Consider the following 17,617-nt stretch of genomic DNA (forward strand, 5'->3'; position numbering starts at 1 on the left):
GTCAGCTCACCTTCGCGACGAGGCTGGTGAGCGTGGCCAGCTCGTCGGCGGTGAGGTCGGTCAGGGGCGGCCGGACCGGGCCCGCCGAGCGGCCGACGGCCCGCATGCCGGCCTTGACGATCGACACCGCATAGCCGGCGTTGCGGTTCCTGATCTCCAGGTAGGGCAGTACGAACTCGTTGAGCCGGGTGTAGACGCCGGAACGGTCCTGCGCCCGCACGGCGGCGTAGAAGTCCAGGGCGAACTCGGGGGCGAAGTTGAAGATCGCCGAGGAGTACGTGGTGACGCCAAGCTCGAGGTAGGGCAGGGCGAACGTCTCCGCGGTGGGCAGGCCGCCGATGTAGAGCAGGCGGTCGCCCACCGTCGCGTACAGGAGGGTCATCAGTTCGATGTCGCCGACCCCGTCCTTGAAGCCGATCAGGTTCGGGCATTCGCGGACGAGCTTCTCGACGGTCGGCACGCGGAACGCGCCGTTGGCACGGTGGTAGACGATCACGCCCAGCGAGGTGGCCGCGCAGACCGCCTGGACGTGGGCGGCGAGACCGTCCTGGCTCGCCTCGGTCAGGTACGGCGGGAACAGCAGGATCCCGTCGGCGCCCGCCCGCTCGGCGTCGCGGGCCATCTCGACGGCCTGTGCCGTGCCGTAGCCCGCCGGTCCGAGGATCGGCATGGCACCGCCGCTGGCCTCGACCGCCGCACGGACCACCCGCCCGACCTCCTCGGAGGTCAGGGAGAAGAATTCGCCGGTGCCGCCGGCGGCGAACAGTCCCGCCGCCGGATGCGAGGAGAGCCAGGCCAGGTTGTCGCGGTACGCCGCCTCGTCGAACTGCAGCTCGTCAGTGAAGTGGGTCACCGGGAAGGACAGCAACCCACTCCCCAGCGCACGCTGGAGCTCCGTGGGGGTGTATCGCGTCATTACGCTCAACTCCTGTTTCGAGTAGGTGAGCGCGAGGTTAACCACCTCTGCTTATACCCGTCCAACACATGTTGGGCATAGCCTGATACCTTTTCGACATCTCCCCTGGAGGTGTGGTGTTCACGCTTGATCAGCTGCGGGGTTTCGTGGCCGTCGCCGAGGAGGGCCACGTCGGCCGGGCGGCGTTGCGGCTACGGATGACGCAGCCCCCGCTCAGCCGCCAGATACAGCGACTGGAGCGCAGCATCGGCCTGGTGCTCTTCGAGCGCACCTCCACCGGCGTCGCGCTCACCCCCGCCGGTCGGGTGTTCCTCGACGAGGCCCGGCGGCTGCTGACCCTCGCCGCCACCGCCCCGTTGACCGCCCGACGGGTCGCCGACGGGACGGCGGGATCCATCCGGATCGGCTTCACCGCGGTGTCGGCCCTGACAGTGCTGGGGCGCTGGATCGCCGCGGCGGCCGAGCACCTGCCCGGCGTCGACCTGGTGCTCACCGAGATGGTGACCCGGGCGCAACTCGACGCGCTCCTGGCCGACGAGATCGAGGTGGGGCTGGTCCGCGAGGTGCCCCGCTCCGACCTACTGGCGTCCCGTCTGGTGCACACCGAGTCGCTGGTGCTCGCCGCACCCAGCGACCATCCGCTCACCCGCCTCGGCCGTCCGCCGGAACTGGCCGACATCGCCGAGCACGACGTGGTGACCTACTCACCGTCGGAGGCCTGGTACTTCTACGAACTGGTGGTCGCGGCCTTCCAGCGGGCGGGGGTCGCCCCCCGGTACGTCCAGCACATCAGCCAGGTGCACACCCTACTGTCCGTGGTCAACGCCAATCTCGGGGTGGCTCTGGTACCCCGGTCGGCGTCGGCGCTGCGCCTGGAGAACCTCGCCTTCCTCGACGTCAGGGACATGCCCGAGCGCACGGTGAAGCTGCACTGCGTGTGGCGCACCACCCAGCAGAACCCGGCGCTGGCCGCCCTGCTCGCCAAGGTGACGGCGTAGCCGGCCGGCTGGCCGCAGACCAAACCGCCGCGAGAGCTGGGCTTGAACCGCGGCGGGACCTTGTCGACGAAGAACTCCTTGAGCACGACGTGACCCATCGCCATCGCCAGAGCGCCGTCAGTGCCGGGCTGGGCGGGCAGCCACTCGTCGGCGAACTTCACGTTGTCGGCGTAGTCCGGCGACACCACGACGACCCTCTGGCCGCGGTAGCGGGCCTCCAGTGCGCGTCCGGGGTCCGGGTCACCGGGACGTTGGAACCCCACATGACCAGGTACGAGGCGTCCCACCAGTCACCGGACTCGGGTACGTCGGTCTGGTCGCCGAACATCTGCGGCGACGCGACCGGCGGGTCGGCATACCAGTCGTAGAACGACAGCATGGAGCCGCCGATCAGGGAGAGGAACCGGGCGCCAACGGCGTGCGACACCATCGACATCGCCGGAATCGGCGAGAAACCCGCCACCCGATCCGGGCCGTACTCCCCGATCGTGTGCACATGCGCCGCGGCTACCATCTCCTGCGACTCGTCCCACGACACCCGGACCGGCCGCCCTTGCCGCAGGCCTGCTGGTACCGGCGCCGACGCACCGAGTCGGCCTGGATGTCGGCCCACGCCGCGACCGGGTCACCGCCCAGCCGGGCCTTGGCCTCCCGGAACATCTCCACCAGCACGCCCGGGCGTACGGGTAGCGCACCCGGGTCGGTGAGTACGCGTACCAGGAGAACGCCGCGCCGCGGGGGCAGCCGCACCGGCTCGTACTCCGGCCGGTTTCCCGGCCGCCGATCTGATGCAGCGTACGGCCGTCGGTGGACACCTCCGCCCGCCGCACCAGCCCGCCGACCGCCAGTAACGCCCGTCCTGCGCTTTCGGTGGCGCTCGCCATTTGCCCTCGCTCCTTCGCTCGTGACCTGGATGACCACGTTGGCGCCTACGCATCGATGCAACTCGAACACACGGCCTGGATCACTACACTTCGGTCTTGCCGGATGCGCCGGGCCGAAGGCCCTGATGTGGCCGGCGCCTTCGTAGCCGGGTCAGCCAGGGTCGGCAGATCCAGCGCCGACGCCGCCCAGTGGAGCGCGCCGGTGACGTCCAGGTGGTGGTCTCGGCGAGGCGGTCGGTGTCGAACAGCTTGCCGGCGAGGATCACGTGTGACCAGCCGCCGGCCGCGACCCGGGTCAGCGCGTCGTGCAGGGTGGGGGTCTGCGCAACACTGTCCGCTATGGACGCGCGCCCGTGTCGTCCCGAATCCTTGCTGAGCTCACCTCAGTACAGGCTGAGAATTCCTGTCCTGCCCACGGTGGCACCCCTGGTGGGTCGATTCATCCGAACAGCAGGTCGCCGTACTTGACCACCGGTAGAGACGAACCCGCCCATTACCGGTCGCCCGTCGAGAGTTAGACGTTGTGAGACCGTGGTCGCCCGGGAGACGAGCACATCGATCAGCTTGACGTTGTGCGGCCAAGAGAGAAAGCTCCCAGACGCGCTCCCATCGACGCTCCCCGCTATCTCTAGGAGAGCTTCATGGCACCTCGTCACGCCTTGTTGGCGTCGGCGGTCGCCGGCACTCTGGCGACCGCCGGCCTGACAGCGGTCACCCTTCCGGCCTTGGCCGCGGCCACCGGATGCGCGGTCACCTACACCGTGCAGAGCCAGTGGACCGGCGGTTTTACCGGCAACGTCGCCATCACCAATCTCGGCTCCGCGCTCACGAGCTGGACCCTGACGTTCGACTTCCCCAACGCCAACCAACGGGTCAGCCAGGGCTGGAACGCCACCTGGTCGCAGTCCGGCGCACGGGTGTCGGCGGCCAGCCTGAGCTGGAACGGCTCGCTGGGCACCGGCGGGTCGACCACTATCGGCTTTAACGGGTCGTGGAACGGCGCCAATCCCGTACCGGCCTCGTTCGCGCTCAACGGCACGACCTGCACGGGTGCGGTCACCCCGCCCCCGACGACGCCGAGCACTCCCCCGACGACCCCGCCACCAACCACCCCGCCGCCAAGCGGCGCCGCGCCGAGCCTGCGGGTCACCGGCAACAAGCTGGTGACGGCGAGCGGCGCGACCTACCGCCTGCTCGGCGTCAACCGGGCCAGCGGCGAGTTCGCCTGCGTACAGGGCAAGGGCATGTGGGACCGCGGCCCGGTCGACCAGGCCTCGGTCGACGCGATGAAGGCCTGGAACATCCGCGCGGTCCGGATCCCGCTCAACGAGGACTGCTGGCTGGGCCTGTCCGGCTCGCCCAGCGGCACCGTCTACCAGCAGGCGGTCAAGGACTACGCGAACCTGCTGGTCGCCAACGGGATCAACCCGATCCTCGACCTGCACTGGACCCACGGCCAGTACACCGGCAATATCTCGGCCTGCTCCGACGTCAACGCCACCTGCCAGAAGCCGATGCCCAGCCGGCAGTACACGCCACAGTTCTGGACCGGGGTGGCCACCGCGTTCAAGGGCAACGACGCGGTGCTGTTCGACCTGTTCAACGAGCCCTATCCGGACGCCGCCAACAACTGGTCGGACATGGCGGCCGCGTGGCGGTGCCTGCGCGACGGCGGCACCTGCACCGGCATCGCCTACCAGGTAGCCGGCATGCAGAACCTAATCGACGCGGTACGGGCCACCGGCGCAACCAACGTGCTGCTGGTCCCCGGCCTGACCTGGACCAACGACCTGACCCAGTGGCTGACCTACAAACCGACCGACCCGCGCAACAACATCGTCGCCTCGTGGCACTCGTACAACTTCAACGCCTGCGTCACCGAGACCTGCTGGGATACCCAGATCGCGCCGGTGGCCGCGCAGGTGCCGGTGCACGCCGGCGAGATCGGCCAGGACAGCTGCGCCCACGACTACATCGACCGGCTGATGACCTGGCTGGACCGCAACCGGCTGGGCTACACCGCCTGGACCTGGAACCCGTGGGGTTGCAGCGGCGGCAACGTGCTCATCGAGGACTACAACGGCACCCCGACCAAGTCCTACGGCGAAGGTTACCGCGCCCACCTGCTCACCGTGACGCCGTAGGGAGCCCCCAATGTCGCGACAATCCCTCCGGTACGCGGTGATCGCCGCGATCACCGCGGCCCTCGCGCTCGCGGTGGCGCTCCCGGGCTCCCCCGTGCAGTCGGCTCCCAACCGTTCGGCGGCGGCTCCGACCAGGATCATGCCGCTCGGTGACTCGATCACCGCGGGCCCCGGCTGCTGGCGTGCCCTGCTCTGGAACCAGTTGCAGACCGCCGGATACTCGAACATCGACTTTGTCGGCAGCACCTCCGACGGAGGAGGTTGCAACTACGGATTCTCCTACGACGGCGACCACGAGGGCCACGGCGGCTTCTCCGCCGTCGGTATCGCCGACAACAACCAGCTCCCGCCCTGGCTGAGTGCGGCGCGACCGGACGTCGTCGTGGTGCACCTCGGCACAAACGACCTCTGGGGCGGCTGGCAGTCCATGGAGACCATCCTCGCCGCGTTCACCAAGCTCGTCGGGCAGATGCGGGCGAACAACCCCACCATGAAGATCATCGTGTCGCAGATCATCCCGCACCACGGCTGCGCCACCTGCCCCACCGACACCATCACGCTCAACAGCCGGATCCCCGGCTGGGCCGCTGGTCTCACCACCGCCCAGTCACCGATCGTCGTCGTGGACCAGTGGACCGGCTTCAACGCGGCCACGGACACCGGCGACGGAGTACACCCGAACGACTCGGGCTTCCGGAAGATGGCCAACCGCTTCTATCCCGCGCTCGCGCAGGTGCTCGGCGGTACCGCTCCGCCCAGCCCGTCGACGAGCCCGACCCCCTCGGCCACCCCGACCCCGTCACCGTCGACACCTCCGCCCGGCAACGGCTGGTGCACGGCAACGTACCGGGTGGTCTCCCAGTGGCCGGGCGGCTTCCAGGGCGAGATGAGCGTGCGTAACGACACGACGACGGCGACGACGGCGTGGACCGCGACGGTGAACCTCGGCAACGGCCAGCAGATCTCGCAGGCCTGGAACGCCACAGCCACGCAGACCGGAACGACGGTCACCGCCCGGAACCTGAGTTGGAACGGCGGCCTGACGCCGGGCGGCTCGACCAGTTTCGGCTTCCTGGCGTCCTCGACCGGCACCAACCCGGCGCCGGTGGTCGGGTGCGCGGTGAGTTGACCGCCGGTGGGTGTGGGTGCGGCGGCCGACCGCCGCACCCACAAAGCGGCCATACTCCTGGCGCCAGCCTCGTTCTCGCAGAACCTGTCCACCGTACGAGTAACCACGCTGCGGCAGGCCGACGTGGATGCGGGAGTCAAGCCGGGTGTCAGCGGCAGCGAGTCGGCCGAGCTGCGTGAGGCCCGCAAGCGGATCCGGTTGTTGGAGCAGGAGAACGAGGTCCTGCGCCGGGCCGCGGCGTATCTGTCGCAGGCGCATCTGCCGGGAAAAGGCTCTACCCGCTCGTGAGCGAACTGGCCGCTGACGGGATCCCCGTGGCGGTGACGTGCCGGGGCAGGTCGAGTCGCTTCTGGAGCTCTGCCGCGGAGGTCCCGAACGTCTCGATCACGCGTACGCCACGGAGGGTGATCTCGAACAGGGCGTGGTCGGTGTAGACACGACTGACGCAGCCGACACCCGTGAGGGGGTAGGTGCAGGTGGGCACCAGCTTCGGGCTGCCGTCCCTCGCAAAAAGGCTCATCATCACGTAGACCCGCTTGGCGCCGATCGCCAGATCCATCGCGCCGCCGACGGCGGGGATCGAGCCGGGCGCGCCGGTGTCCCAGTTGGCGAGGTCACCGCTCGCCGAGACCTGGAAGGCGCCCATGACGCACACGTCGAGGTGACCGCCCCGCATCATGGCGAAGGAGTCCGCGTGGTGGAAGTACGCGGCTCCGGGCAGCTCGGTGACGGGCACCTTGCCGGCGTTGGTGAGTTCGGGGTCGATCTGGTCGCCGACAGCCGCGGGCCCCATGCCCAGCATGCCGTTCTCGGTGTGCAGGACGACGCCGAGCTCGGCCGGAAGGTGGTCGGCCACCTTTGTGGGCTGACCGATGCCGAGGTTGACGAAGCTGCCCGGCTCGATGTCCTGCGCAACCCGGGCGGCGAGCTGGTCGGGGTTGAGTGGCATCAGCTGGCTCCCTGCACGGTGTAGTGACGCTGCTCGACCTGGACCACACGGTCGACGTAGATGCTCGGGGTGACGACGGTCTCCGGGTCGATATGCCCGGCGGCCACGATCGACGAGACCTGGACGACTGTCGTCGTGGCCGCCGTGGCCATCACCGGGCCGAAGTTCCGGGCGGTCTTGCGGTACACGAGGTTGCCCATCGTGTCGGCGAGGTGCGCGGAGATCAGGGCGACATCACCCTTGATCGGGTACTCGAGGACGTAGTCGCGTCCGTCGATGGCGCGGGTCTCCTTGCCCTCGGCGAGCGGCGTTCCGACGCCCGTCGGGCAGTAGAACGCCCCGATGCCCGCCCCGGCCGCCCGCATCCGCTCGGCGAGGTTGCCCTGCGGGACGACCTCGAGCTCGATCTCCCCGCGTCGGTAGAGGTCGTCGAAGACGTAAGAGTCGACCTGCCGGGGGAAGGAGCACAGGACCTTCCGCACCTGGCCGGCCTTGAGCAGGGCGGCCAGGCCGACGTCGCCGTTGCCGGCGTTGTTGGACACGATGGTGAGGTCGCCTGCGCCGTGCCGGATCAAGGCGTCGATCAGGTCGAATGGCATGCCGGCGAGTCCGAAGCCGCCCACCAGGACGGTGTCGCCATCTCGGATGACGCTCACCGCCTCGTCCGGTGCTGCGAAGATCTGCGCTTTGCTCACGCTGCTCCTCCGGTGACGTTCTCGAGGACGATGGCGAGTGCCTGGCCCACGCCGATGCAGATCGCGGCGACGCCGTACCGCTCGCGCTTCGCGACCAGAACCTTGGCGAGGGTGCCGAGGATGCGGGCGCCGGAGGCGCCGAGCGGATGGCCGATCGCGATCGCGCCACCGTTGACGTTGACGATCGCGGGGTCGATCTTCCAGGCGTCCACGCACGCGAGCGACTGGACGGCGAAGGCCTCGTTGAGCTCGACAACACTCACCTGATCCCAGCCGACGCCGGCCCGCTTGAGCGCCCTGTTGGCAGCCTCGACCGGCGCGAACCCGAAGGCCTGCGGCGCCAGCGCGAACGCGCCACGCCCCGCGAGCCGGGCAACTGGGTCGAGCCCGATCTTCGCGGCGGCGGTTTCCGAGCCGAGCAGCACCGCCGCCGACCCGTCGTTGAGCGGGGACGCGTTGCCTGCGGTGATCGTGCCGTCGGGCCGGAAGCTCGGCTTGAGACCCGCGAGCTTCTCCGGCGTGGAGTCGGCGCGGATGCCTTCGTCGCGGGTTAGGTCGACGCCGTCGACCGGAACCACCAGGTCGTCGTAGAAGCCCTCGTCCCAGGCGGCCGCCGCGAGCCGGTGGGACCGCGCGGCGAACTCGTCCTGCCGCTTCCTGGAGATCGAGAACCGCTCCTGAAGCTGCTCGTTGCACTCCCCCAACGACACCGTCCACTCCGACGGCATCCGCGAGTTGACCAGACGCCAGCCGAGCGTCGTCGAGACGGCGGTTGCGTTGGCGGCAGGAAATGCTCGATCCGGCTTCGGCAGCACCCACGGCGCCCGGGTCATCGACTCCGCGCCACCGACGAGGACGATGTCGGCGTCACCGGTGTCGATCGCGCGGGACCCGATGATCGCCGCGTCGAGCGACGAGCCGCACAGCCGGTTGACCGTGGTCGCGGGCACTGACACCGGCACCCCGGCGAGCAGTCCGGCCATCCGGCCGACGTTGCGGTTGTCCTCGCCAGCCTGGTTCGCGCAACCCCACACGATCTCGCCGATCTCGGTCGGGTCCAGCGCCGGCGCCTTCGCGAGCACACCGGTGATCGCGGTCGCTGAGAGATCGTCGGGGCGGACACCGGCCAGCGCTCCGTTGAACCGGCCGAAGGGAGTGCGGGCCGCTGCGTAGACGAATGCCATGCTCGACTACCTCTTCTCCCCCGCGGTGCGCGCCGTGAACGGCAGCACGAGCCGGGACCGGTGGGCGGCGTCGCGATAGATCTTGTGGGTGACGGGACGACCCACCGGCAGGTGGAATGCGTCCGGCGGCAGCAGCGCGTTGTGCGCGTCGGCCAGCGGTTCGTCGTTGGACAGCTCCACCACCAGACGGTGGCCGGGGTTGAAGGTCGCCGCGAATGGATAGAGCCGCAGGACGTACTCCTCGATCTTCCCGGGCTCCACCGGCACCGCGCGGGTGTGCGGGTGGTACGGGTTGCCCTCGGTCGTCCGGTCGTCCAACTCGCGGTGCGACGCCTTGAGGAAGCCGGTGGTGATCAGCTGACGGCTTCCGTTCGGGGCGACGTCCCACAGCCGCATGATGAAATTCGTGTCATCCTGGTCGATCTCGGCGAACAGGTGCGCCGCACCGGTGCCGATGAGCTCCGTGGGCTCCTCGAACGGCTCGGTGCTCCAGCTGACTATCTCCACCTTGTCGGTCACCGTCAGCGGTGCCTGGTAGAAGCCGTCCGGGGCGGCGTGCTCCGCGCCCATCAGCTCGGGCTGCGAGGAGAGCTTGTGGCGCGGGCGCAGATACAGCGGCTTGTATTCGATCTCCTTCGGCGGCCACTGCTCCGCGGTGACCACCTCCCGCGAGCCCTCTACGAAGACGCTCACGGCGGGCTCGTCCATGATGCCGTTGTCGATGCCCTTGAGCCAGTACTCGTACCAGCGGAACATCTTGTCGTGCTCCTCGACCCAGGGGCGCGACTGCATCGGCGGGTACGAGCCGATGTCCAGCTTCTTGGGGCCCCTCAGCACGTTGAACAGCTCGATGTGGCCGTCCACGGTCCAGCCGCGTCCCTGGTCGATCTGCAGGTAGACCGGGATGTCGATGTTCTCGGCCAGCGTGATGGGGTTGCGCTCCTCGTACCACTGCCCGTCGAGGTTGTTCAGCACGATGTCGAACCAGAACTCGCGGTTCTTCGGGTACTTCAGCACGTGCACGAGGTTCGGCCACGCGGCCACGTCCGGGTCCTGGAGCCGCTCGTCAACGAGCTTCTTGAGCTCCTCCGGCGAGTAGACCTCCTGCATGCGGGACCTGACGTTGGTGTGCGCGATGCCGGAGTCGCCACCGCGTCCCTCGCGGGCGGCCCGCGGCATGAACCACATGATGCCGCCGTGGTAGGTGGTCTCGTAGAAGTCGAAATGGCCGCCGCTGACGAAGATCGCCTTCAGGTGTGGCGGCCGCTCGGCCGCAGCGAGCACCTGCATCGACCCGAAGTAGGAAATGCCGATCATGCCGACGTTACCGTCGCACCACGGCTGCTCCGCGACCCACTCGACGACGTCGTACAGGTCCTGACCCTGGGGAACACCACCGAAGTTGTAGTTGCCGATCATCACGCCGCCGGAATCACCGGTGCCACGCATGTCGCCGATGATGTGGACGTAGTCCTCCTTGACGACGCGCGCGATGTCACCGGCCTCGATGCAGCCGTCCCACATCGGGCTGGGACGACGCTGCGGCGGCATGGTGAGGGCGAGGGCCTGCAGTTCCTTGCCGTACGCGCTCATCGCGATCAGAGCCGGCCGCGGCTTGTCCTCCGTGCCGTGGTAGGCGTCCACGGCGAGGGTGACCCCGTCGCGCATCGGCACCTGCAGGTCCTTGCGAACGGCAATCATCTGCTCGCCCGCCTGGATCGTCTGGAAGTCAGCCATGAGTGCGAAGTTCCTTGTCCTCGGTCACGGGTTCTGGTGGACGTGCGTGCGGTAGCCGTGCATCGACGTGAAGAACGGCGACGGTTCGAGCGTGGGGTCGCCGGTGTAGCCGAGCCGCTCGGCGACCGGAGCAAACGGGGAGTACGGCGAGTCCGTCTCCCGCAGGCCGTCCTGAAGACAGCGGCAGGCCGCCTCGCTGACGCAAACCTCGATGTCCAGGCTGCCCTGGAGCGCCTCGCGAGCCTGGTCGGCGTCGAGTTCGACGCCGTACGGTATGCCGTCCGCCCGGCGGTACGGGTGCCCGAGGTACAGGTGCCGCGGACGGATCTCGTCGCGCAGGTACCGCAGGCTGGCGCGGTACGCGGCCGGATCCACATAGCCGGGGAAGCCGTTGGCGGCCCCGTGGACCTGGACGGCGTCGCCGACGAACACGGAGCGCTGGCCGTCGATCACATAGGCCACCGATCCGGGCGTGTGGCCCGGAACCGAGTGGACGGAGACGGTGACGTCGCCGCCGAGCGAGAGGGTCTCGCCGCCCTTCAGCAGCATGGTCGGCTCCATCTCGCCGGAGATGACCGCGTTGGCCGCGGCCGTCACCTTCGCCTCGCCTTCCGGATCGTTCAGGTACCGCCCCCGGCCGTGGAGGTACTCCTCGACGTGCGCCCGGCGCGAGCGCAGCATCGGGCCGTCGGCCTCGTGGATGACCACCTGCGCGCGCCGGCCGGTGAGTTCCCACAGGGCGTGGGCGCCGCCGATGTGGTCGATGTGACCGTGGGTCAGCAGGATCCAGCGCACATCCTCGATGCGGCGTCCGATCGCCTCGAGCGCGGGGACCATGCCCTCGGCGGGCGAGGAGGCGATCCCGGTGTCGACGACGGCTGGCTCGGGGGCGTCGATGAAGAAGCTGTACAGGCCGAACCGACCCCACGGCGAGACCAGGGGATGCACGTTCACGTGGGTCATGACGCGCTCCGCAGAAAGGCGGCCGTCTCCGCGTAGACCCGGTGGTATTCCGGGATCCAGGAGAAGTGCTGCACGAATCCGTGGCCCGCGCCCGCGTAGCGACGCACTGTGGCGTCGACTCCGGCCTCCTTGAGGCGCTGGCCGTAGAGTTCGCCCTCATCGCGCAGCGGGTCGTGCTCGGCGGTCACGATCAGCGCGGGCGGCAGCCCGGTGAGGTCGCCGCGCTTGATCGGCGAGACCAGCGGATCAGCGGGGTCGGCGCCACTGCCGAGGTAGAAGGCGTTGAACGGTTTCAGCCCTGCCGTCTCCAGACCGTAGCCGACGGCGTTCTCGCGTAGCGAGGGGTAGCGGTCGACGTCGAAGTCGAGATCGAGCGAGGGGTAGAAGAGGACCTGATGCGTGATGCGATCGAATCCCTCGTCGTGGGCCATCGCGGCGACGGCCGCGACGAAGGTGCCGCCCGAGCTGTCACCGGCGATAGCGAGACCGGTGCCGTCCCAGGACAGGCGCTCGCCGTTCTCGGCGGCCCATCGCACCACCGCGTAGCAGTCATCGAGGCCAGCCGGAAAGGCGGACTCGGGCGCCCGGCGGTAGCCGACGGACACGACCTTGAGTCCGGTCTCCTTCGCCAGCGACCGGGCGACGTGGTCGTGGGTGTCCAGGCTGCCGAGGAAGAACGCGCCGCCGTGGAAGTAGACCAGCAGCCCGTACGACGTGTCCTGGGTCGGGGTGTAGATCCGCACCGGCACCGCCCCCATCGGGGTCTGCGCGGTCGTGTCCTCGACGGAATGGAGCGGCAGGCGCTCCTCGGCCGGCGGTACCTGCGCCTCTTCGGCCGCGCGCATGGCGACCGGGTCGAGCGGGCCGTCGGGCGGGGCCGGCAGGCTCGCCAGGACCTTGGCGATCTCGGGGTGCAGCGCCATGGCGTCAGGCCTGCGGCTGCTGGGACGCGGGCCGCTGCCCGGGGAAGACGTCGTCGACCTCGTCCTCGCTCCACCCCTGGCGCGAGATGCGCTGCAGCTCGTCGGTCACCGGCTTGCGGGTCGCCTGGTACCGTGCGAGCGCTTCCGTGACGGAGTCGGCCTGGGCAAGGGCGTCCGCGAGCGCGCCAGCGTCCAGGATCGCCGAGTTCGCGCCCTGGCCCTGGTGGTGCAGCATCGAGTGGGCCGCGTCGCCGACGAGGACGACGGAGTCCGAGTGCCACGTGTCGACCGGGTCGATGTCGTAGACCGCGCGAACGCTCACGGCGTCCATGTCGAGGTCGCGGGAGATTCGCACGATCCGCTCGTCGAAGCCCTTCACCGTCGCCAGGAGGTCGTCCCTCGTGACCCGAGGCGCCCAGGTGCTGTCCGGGCACAGGGCGGTGATGTCGAACGAGACCTGGTTGCGGTGGCGCAGCGGCAGGAAATACACCTTCGTGCCCCGGCCGATGTACATCCGCAGGTTGTCGTCGACGCACAACCCGTAGGCATCGTCGGCGGAGATCACCACTCGGTAGGCGTGCTCACCGGAGAACACCGGACCCTTGTCGCTGAAGAGCTGCTGGCGCACCACCGACTTGATGCCGTCCGCGCCGACGACCAGGTCGGCCTCGACGGTCCTGCCGTTGACGAAGGTGAGGACTGAGCGGTCGCCCCGATCCTCGATCGTCTCCAGCTTGTGACCGAGGTGCACCATGCCTTCAGGGAGCACCCCCACCAGGGCATCGATGAAATCACCGCGGTGGATCAGGTGGGTCTTCGCGCCGAAGGTGTCGATCTCCGGCCACGCCTCCTTCATGATCGGGTCGCCGGTGGCGGTGAGGATCTCGAAGTAGTCGCTCGGCGAACTCACCTTGGCGATCGCGTCGAAGATCCCCCACTGGCGGAACCGATCCATTGTGGAGGGACGCAGGCCGATGCCGGCGCCGACCTCCCGGATCTGGTTCGCCTGCTCGTACACGTTGACGTCGGCACCGAGGAGCGAGAGAGCCTTCGCCGCCGCCGCACCGGCGTACCCCGCGCCGACGATGGCGAACTTCAAGTTCTTGAGGTCTGAGGTCTGCATGGTTCGGTGTCCTTGTCAGTTCTGAATCGTCAGGAAGTCAGCGGGGTTGTCGACGAAGATGGTCTTGATCGCGGCCTCGTCGAGACCGGCGGCGCGGAGGTCCGGGATCAGGTCCTCGAAGATGTAGTTGACGGTGTGGCCCTGCACGCCCGCCCAGCCCAGCGGGCTGCAGTTGGCATCGGCCGAGGCGAGCGCCTTGTCCAGGTGCTGGCCGATGAAGCGCAGGAAGTGGTCCAGCCGCTCCTTGCGGGGGCGGGCCCAGAACGGCGGGTCCGGGAGCTCGGTCTCGTAGCCAAAGGTGTCGAACCCGACCCGGCCGCCCTGCTCCGCGATCCAGGTGTCGCGGGTCTTGTCGGCGTTGACGCCGTCGTCGACGTGCCCGAACAGGACGCGGTCGAGCGGGAGACCCTCCGCGATGAAGATGGCGATCGCGGTCTCGGCGTCGATCGCGAGGTGGGTCAGGACGGGCACGCCGGTGGTCAGGGCGGCCCGTGCCGCAGCGCGGTAGATGCGCTTGTCCAGGTCGGTCATGCGGCCACCGCGACTCACGCCGACCTTGATGACGCCGGCGCGGCTGCCGGTGTTGCCGATGCCGACGGTGATCTCGTGGATGAAGTGCTCGGCCAGGTACTCCACGCTCGCCCGGGCGAAGAACGGCAGGGCGGTGTCGCCGCCGACGAAACCGGTGCTGGCGACGATGTGCACGCCGGTCTTCGCGGACAGCGACTTGTAGTAGTCGACGTCTCGGCCGTTGCAGATGCCGGTTGCATCGACGAACGTGCCGCCGCCGTGGTCGTGGAACTGGCGCAGCTTCGGGACGGTCTCCTCGTACCGCTGCTCGGGGCTCTTCCACCACTTCGTGTCCAGCTCGGAGCCCGGCATGCCGTACCCGATGTGCTCGTGGACGGCCACGAGACCCAGTTCTTCGGTCGGGATCGGCCCCAGGACGGTGTTCACTCTCGACACAACACTCACCTTTTGGAAAAGAATCTTGATGTCTTGGGCTGTCGAGCGCTCAGCGCACCGACAGCAGGTCGCGCGGGTTGTCGACGAGGATCCGCTGGACGTCGGAGTCGCTGAGGCCCCGCGCCTTGAGGAGAGGGACGAACGTGGTCAGGACGTAGCTGTAGGGCAGGTCGTTGGCCGGGTGCCCCTTGGCGACGCCGGTGGCGTTGCTCGACAGCAGGATCCGGTTGCCGTGGCCGGCCTCTACCAGCTCGGCGACCAGGGCCGCGCGCTCGGCGTCGGTGCTGTGGGCGTCGTCCTCGGTGCCCACGTGGTCCAGGCCGACGTAGGCGCCGCGGGTCGCGACCTCGAGCGGCGCGCCAGCGGCGACGGCGTCCTTGCGGTCGAGCCCGCCGACGACGACGCGGTCGGCCGGCAGCTTTTCGTCCAGGACGACCTCGAGGTCGCGCACGGCGTCGTGGCCGTAGCGCATGGATACCGGGACACCGGTGGTCAGGGCGGCGCGGGCCGCACCGCGGAACAGGCTCTCGTCGGTCGCGGTCATGCCCGCGAGGGTCGCGGCGGTGGCCACCAGGCCCGCGGCACCCCGCCGCTCGACGCGGGGAACCACCATGCCCTCGGTGACCTCCCTGGCGAAGAGGTCGGCGAACTTCTCGGCCGGCCAGGGCGTCGGCGGATTGGTCTGTGGCGTCAGGAAGTAGCCGCCGAGCAGTGCCTCGGGGCCCTGACCCGTCGACGCGACGATGTGCACGCCGGTCGTGCGGGAAAGGGCCTCGTACAGCCGCACATCGCGCCCGTGGAACATGCCGGTGCTGTCGACGATCGTCCCGCCGCCGTGCCTGCGGAAGTCCTTCAGCTTCTCGGCCAGGGTCTCGAAGATCTCGGCACGGTCGATGGTGACGTCGAACGCGTACTCCGCCCCGGGTACGACCGACAGCAGAGCCTCGTGAACCGCGACGACCCCCAACTGCTGCGCGGGAACGGGCCCAAGGACGGTGTTGACGGTGTTGCCGGTGGTCTTCTCGGCAGTCTGGGCGGCCAGCACTGGCACTCCTCTCGGTTCGGCCAGTGACTGCAGTCACGCGGCCGGTGTGAACGGTGTCACCTCGGTTTACGCGATGTCAAGAGTGCAACCAGCAGGATAGTTAGATTATCTCTCCGTACGGGTCGAGGTCCCCCCCTCGCCAAGCGGGGACCTCGATCCGGTTCGGCGGCTCTCCGGTCACCCAGCGGCGACGAGCTCCTCGTCAGTCAGCGGCTCCTCGACGTCGGCGCGCTTCGAGCCGAAGAGTCCGAACAGCGTCAGAGCCGCGGCAGCGGCGGCACAGAGGCCGGCGACCAGGAACGCGAGGCTGTAGGCGTTGCCGAGCGACTCGAACGCCAGCACGTGCAGGCTCTCCGGCATCGGCACCGGCGGCAGGTCCGGACCGGCGCCGGGCACGACCGGCATCGAGTTGATCGCCATGGCGCCACCCCCGTGTGCGATGCCTCCGGCGATCTCGGTGTACGGCGGCGTGAGCCCGGACTCGCCGATCGCCCCGCCGACGCCGGTGCTCAGGTCGCTGTTCGCCCGGCTGACCGCGAACGCGGCGATGAGCACCGGACCGAGAGCGAAGCCGAAGTCGCGGAGCAGGTTGGTGGTGGCACTGGCCATACCGGCGAGCCGCATCGGAACGGTGTTGATCGCGACGGCCGTGACCGAGCCGACGGTGAGCGCGAAGCCGACACCGAGGACCAGCATCGGACCGATGAACCGGGTCCAACTCACGTCGTGGACGTCGAAGGTCGAGCACCAGATGCCGCTGACGGCGATGAGGGCGAAGCCGACGGTGAGCACCCAACGAGGCGAAAAGTTCCGGATCAGGTGGGAGACGAGCGGCACCAGCACGAAGGCCGGCCCCTGGATGAACAGGAACAGCACGCCGATCTTCAGAGCGCTCTGGTGCTGGATCGCCCCGAGCCAGATGCTCATCGAGTAGCAGGTCGCGAGGAACGCGAACATGCCGACCACCGTGGCGATCGCGACGACCGAGTAGGAACGGTTGGCGAAGATGTTCAGGCGCAGCAGCGGGACGTCGGTCCGCAGCTCGATGACGACGAAGGCACCGAGGAGCACGAGGCCCGCGACGAAGGCGCCGATGATCTCGGGGCGGGCGAAGCCGGCCTCGGAGCCCTGCGTGGCGGCGAAGAGGATGGCGATCAGACCAAGGGCCAGCGTGACCTGGCCCGGCACGTCCAGCCTGCGCCCCTGGGGCGCCGAGGAGTCGGTGGCGACCTGGGTGATGCCGATCGAGATGACCGCCGCCGCGACCACCACGAGGTACGACGTTCGCCAGTCGCCGTCCGCGGCGAGCCACCCACCCATCAGCGGGGAGATCGCCGCACCGATCGAGAGGAAGCCGGCCCAGACGGCGATGGCCTTGGAACGTGCCTCCTGCGACGGGCTGACCGCGGCCAGCATGGCGAGCGAGATCGGGTAGAGGATCGCGGCTCCGAGACCCGCGACGATCTGCCCGACCCACAGGATCTGGACCGACTCGGCGACGTAGCTGACGAGCGAGCCGGCGACGGTCAGCAGCGCACCCACCTGCAGCAGTCGCTTGCGACCGAACAGGTCACCGATCACACCGGTGGTCAACTCGAAGACGACCATGGGGATGGCGAAGGCGGCCGTGATCCAGGTCAGTTCGGCACCGGTGGTCTGGAACTCCCGCTGAAAGGTGCCATTGAGCGCGCCGGGCAGCGAGTACGCCACCTGCGCGAGGAGTACGGCGAAGCAGCCGGCGACCACCGTGGCGGTGTAGCCCTGCTTGCGCGCAGCGGTCTGCGTCATTGCGGAACTCTTCCTTGTCGATAGGCCGGGCGATCGGTTCCGCCGCTCGGGATCGGCCACCCCGAAGTGAGCGCGATCACCTGTGGGATGTGCAAGGTGTCACGTGGCTTGACATGACGTCAAGAGTCTGAGCAACACGTACTCAGAACGATCGGAAAGCACAGAACGCAGCC

At 69.0% G+C, this 17,617-nt stretch carries 14 protein-coding genes and 2 pseudogenes; 4 read left to right on the top strand and 12 right to left on the bottom strand.

Annotated features, from left to right (window positions below):
* Nucleotide 1: 1 nt before the first annotated feature.
* Nucleotides 2-916, bottom strand: coding sequence for a 5-dehydro-4-deoxyglucarate dehydratase (gene kdgD, locus OG505_RS14005; protein WP_405433715.1), 915 nt, complete (start codon nucleotides 914-916; stop codon nucleotides 2-4).
* 116 nt (nucleotides 917-1,032) lie between these two features.
* On the opposite strand from kdgD, the gene OG505_RS14010 reads away from it, so the two are divergent.
* Complete coding sequence (locus tag OG505_RS14010) at nucleotides 1,033-1,914, top strand: LysR substrate-binding domain-containing protein (protein ID WP_405433717.1); 882 nt, start codon at nucleotides 1,033-1,035, stop codon at nucleotides 1,912-1,914.
* A 35-nt stretch (nucleotides 1,915-1,949) separates the two neighbouring features.
* Here OG505_RS14010 and OG505_RS14015 read toward each other — a convergent pair.
* A pseudogene (locus OG505_RS14015) lies at nucleotides 1,950-2,798 on the bottom strand (molybdopterin-dependent oxidoreductase); the annotation flags it as partial.
* Nucleotides 2,799-3,439: 641 nt separating this feature from the next.
* Between OG505_RS14015 and OG505_RS14020 the strand changes: the two are divergent.
* From OG505_RS14020 to OG505_RS14030, 3 genes and pseudogenes are all read left to right on the top strand, one after another.
* Nucleotides 3,440-4,942, top strand: a complete 1,503-nt coding sequence (locus tag OG505_RS14020) for a cellulase family glycosylhydrolase (RefSeq protein WP_405433719.1) — start codon at nucleotides 3,440-3,442, stop codon at nucleotides 4,940-4,942.
* Nucleotides 4,943-4,952: 10 nt separating this feature from the next.
* On the top strand, nucleotides 4,953-6,071 hold the full coding sequence (locus OG505_RS14025) for a cellulose binding domain-containing protein (RefSeq protein ID WP_405433720.1): 1,119 nt from the start codon (nucleotides 4,953-4,955) through the stop codon (nucleotides 6,069-6,071).
* A gap of 156 nt (nucleotides 6,072-6,227) precedes the next feature.
* Nucleotides 6,228-6,403: pseudogene (locus OG505_RS14030) on the top strand (IS3 family transposase); the annotation flags it as partial.
* Here OG505_RS14030 and OG505_RS14035 read toward each other — a convergent pair.
* From OG505_RS14035 to OG505_RS14080, 10 genes are all read right to left on the bottom strand, one after another.
* A complete protein-coding gene (locus OG505_RS14035; protein ID WP_405433722.1) occupies nucleotides 6,346-7,020 on the bottom strand; it encodes a 3-oxoacid CoA-transferase subunit B in 675 nt (224 codons plus the stop codon). The pseudogene OG505_RS14030 and the gene OG505_RS14035 sit on opposite strands and share 58 nt — an antisense overlap.
* Nucleotides 7,020-7,715, bottom strand: coding sequence for a 3-oxoacid CoA-transferase subunit A (locus tag OG505_RS14040; RefSeq protein ID WP_405433723.1), 696 nt, complete (start codon nucleotides 7,713-7,715; stop codon nucleotides 7,020-7,022). The genes OG505_RS14035 and OG505_RS14040 overlap by 1 nt, the downstream gene beginning before the upstream one ends.
* Nucleotides 7,712-8,899, bottom strand: coding sequence for a thiolase family protein (locus OG505_RS14045; protein ID WP_405433724.1), 1,188 nt, complete (start codon nucleotides 8,897-8,899; stop codon nucleotides 7,712-7,714). The genes OG505_RS14040 and OG505_RS14045 overlap by 4 nt, the downstream gene beginning before the upstream one ends.
* 6 nt (nucleotides 8,900-8,905) lie before the next feature.
* The gene (locus OG505_RS14050) at nucleotides 8,906-10,636 is read right to left on the bottom strand and encodes a CocE/NonD family hydrolase (RefSeq protein WP_405433726.1); all 1,731 of its coding nucleotides are present in this window, start codon (nucleotides 10,634-10,636) and stop codon (nucleotides 8,906-8,908) included.
* Nucleotides 10,637-10,660: 24 nt separating this feature from the next.
* A complete protein-coding gene (locus tag OG505_RS14055; RefSeq protein WP_405433727.1) occupies nucleotides 10,661-11,599 on the bottom strand; it encodes an MBL fold metallo-hydrolase in 939 nt (312 codons plus the stop codon).
* Nucleotides 11,596-12,522: an alpha/beta hydrolase gene (locus OG505_RS14060; RefSeq protein WP_405433729.1), complete on the bottom strand. Its 927-nt coding sequence runs from the start codon at nucleotides 12,520-12,522 to the stop codon at nucleotides 11,596-11,598. The genes OG505_RS14055 and OG505_RS14060 overlap by 4 nt, the downstream gene beginning before the upstream one ends.
* Nucleotides 12,523-12,526: 4 nt before the next feature.
* Nucleotides 12,527-13,645 (bottom strand): FAD-dependent monooxygenase, encoded by a 1,119-nt coding sequence (locus OG505_RS14065; RefSeq protein ID WP_405433731.1) that lies wholly within the window; start codon nucleotides 13,643-13,645, stop codon nucleotides 12,527-12,529.
* A 15-nt stretch (nucleotides 13,646-13,660) separates the two neighbouring features.
* Nucleotides 13,661-14,611 carry a hypothetical protein gene (locus tag OG505_RS14070; protein WP_405433733.1) on the bottom strand — a complete coding sequence of 317 codons (951 nt, stop codon included), beginning with the start codon at nucleotides 14,609-14,611 and terminating at the stop codon, nucleotides 13,661-13,663.
* Between the two features lie 49 nt (nucleotides 14,612-14,660).
* Complete coding sequence (locus tag OG505_RS14075; protein WP_405433735.1) at nucleotides 14,661-15,656, bottom strand: hypothetical protein; 996 nt, start codon at nucleotides 15,654-15,656, stop codon at nucleotides 14,661-14,663.
* Nucleotides 15,657-15,833: 177 nt separating this feature from the next.
* Nucleotides 15,834-17,444, bottom strand: coding sequence for an MFS transporter (locus tag OG505_RS14080; RefSeq protein WP_405433737.1), 1,611 nt, complete (start codon nucleotides 17,442-17,444; stop codon nucleotides 15,834-15,836).
* Nucleotides 17,445-17,617 lie beyond the last annotated feature (173 nt).

It is taken from the genome of Micromonospora sp. NBC_00617 (genome assembly GCF_045161355.1).
In the GTDB taxonomy this organism is placed as follows: Bacteria; Actinomycetota; Actinomycetes; order Mycobacteriales; family Micromonosporaceae; genus Micromonospora.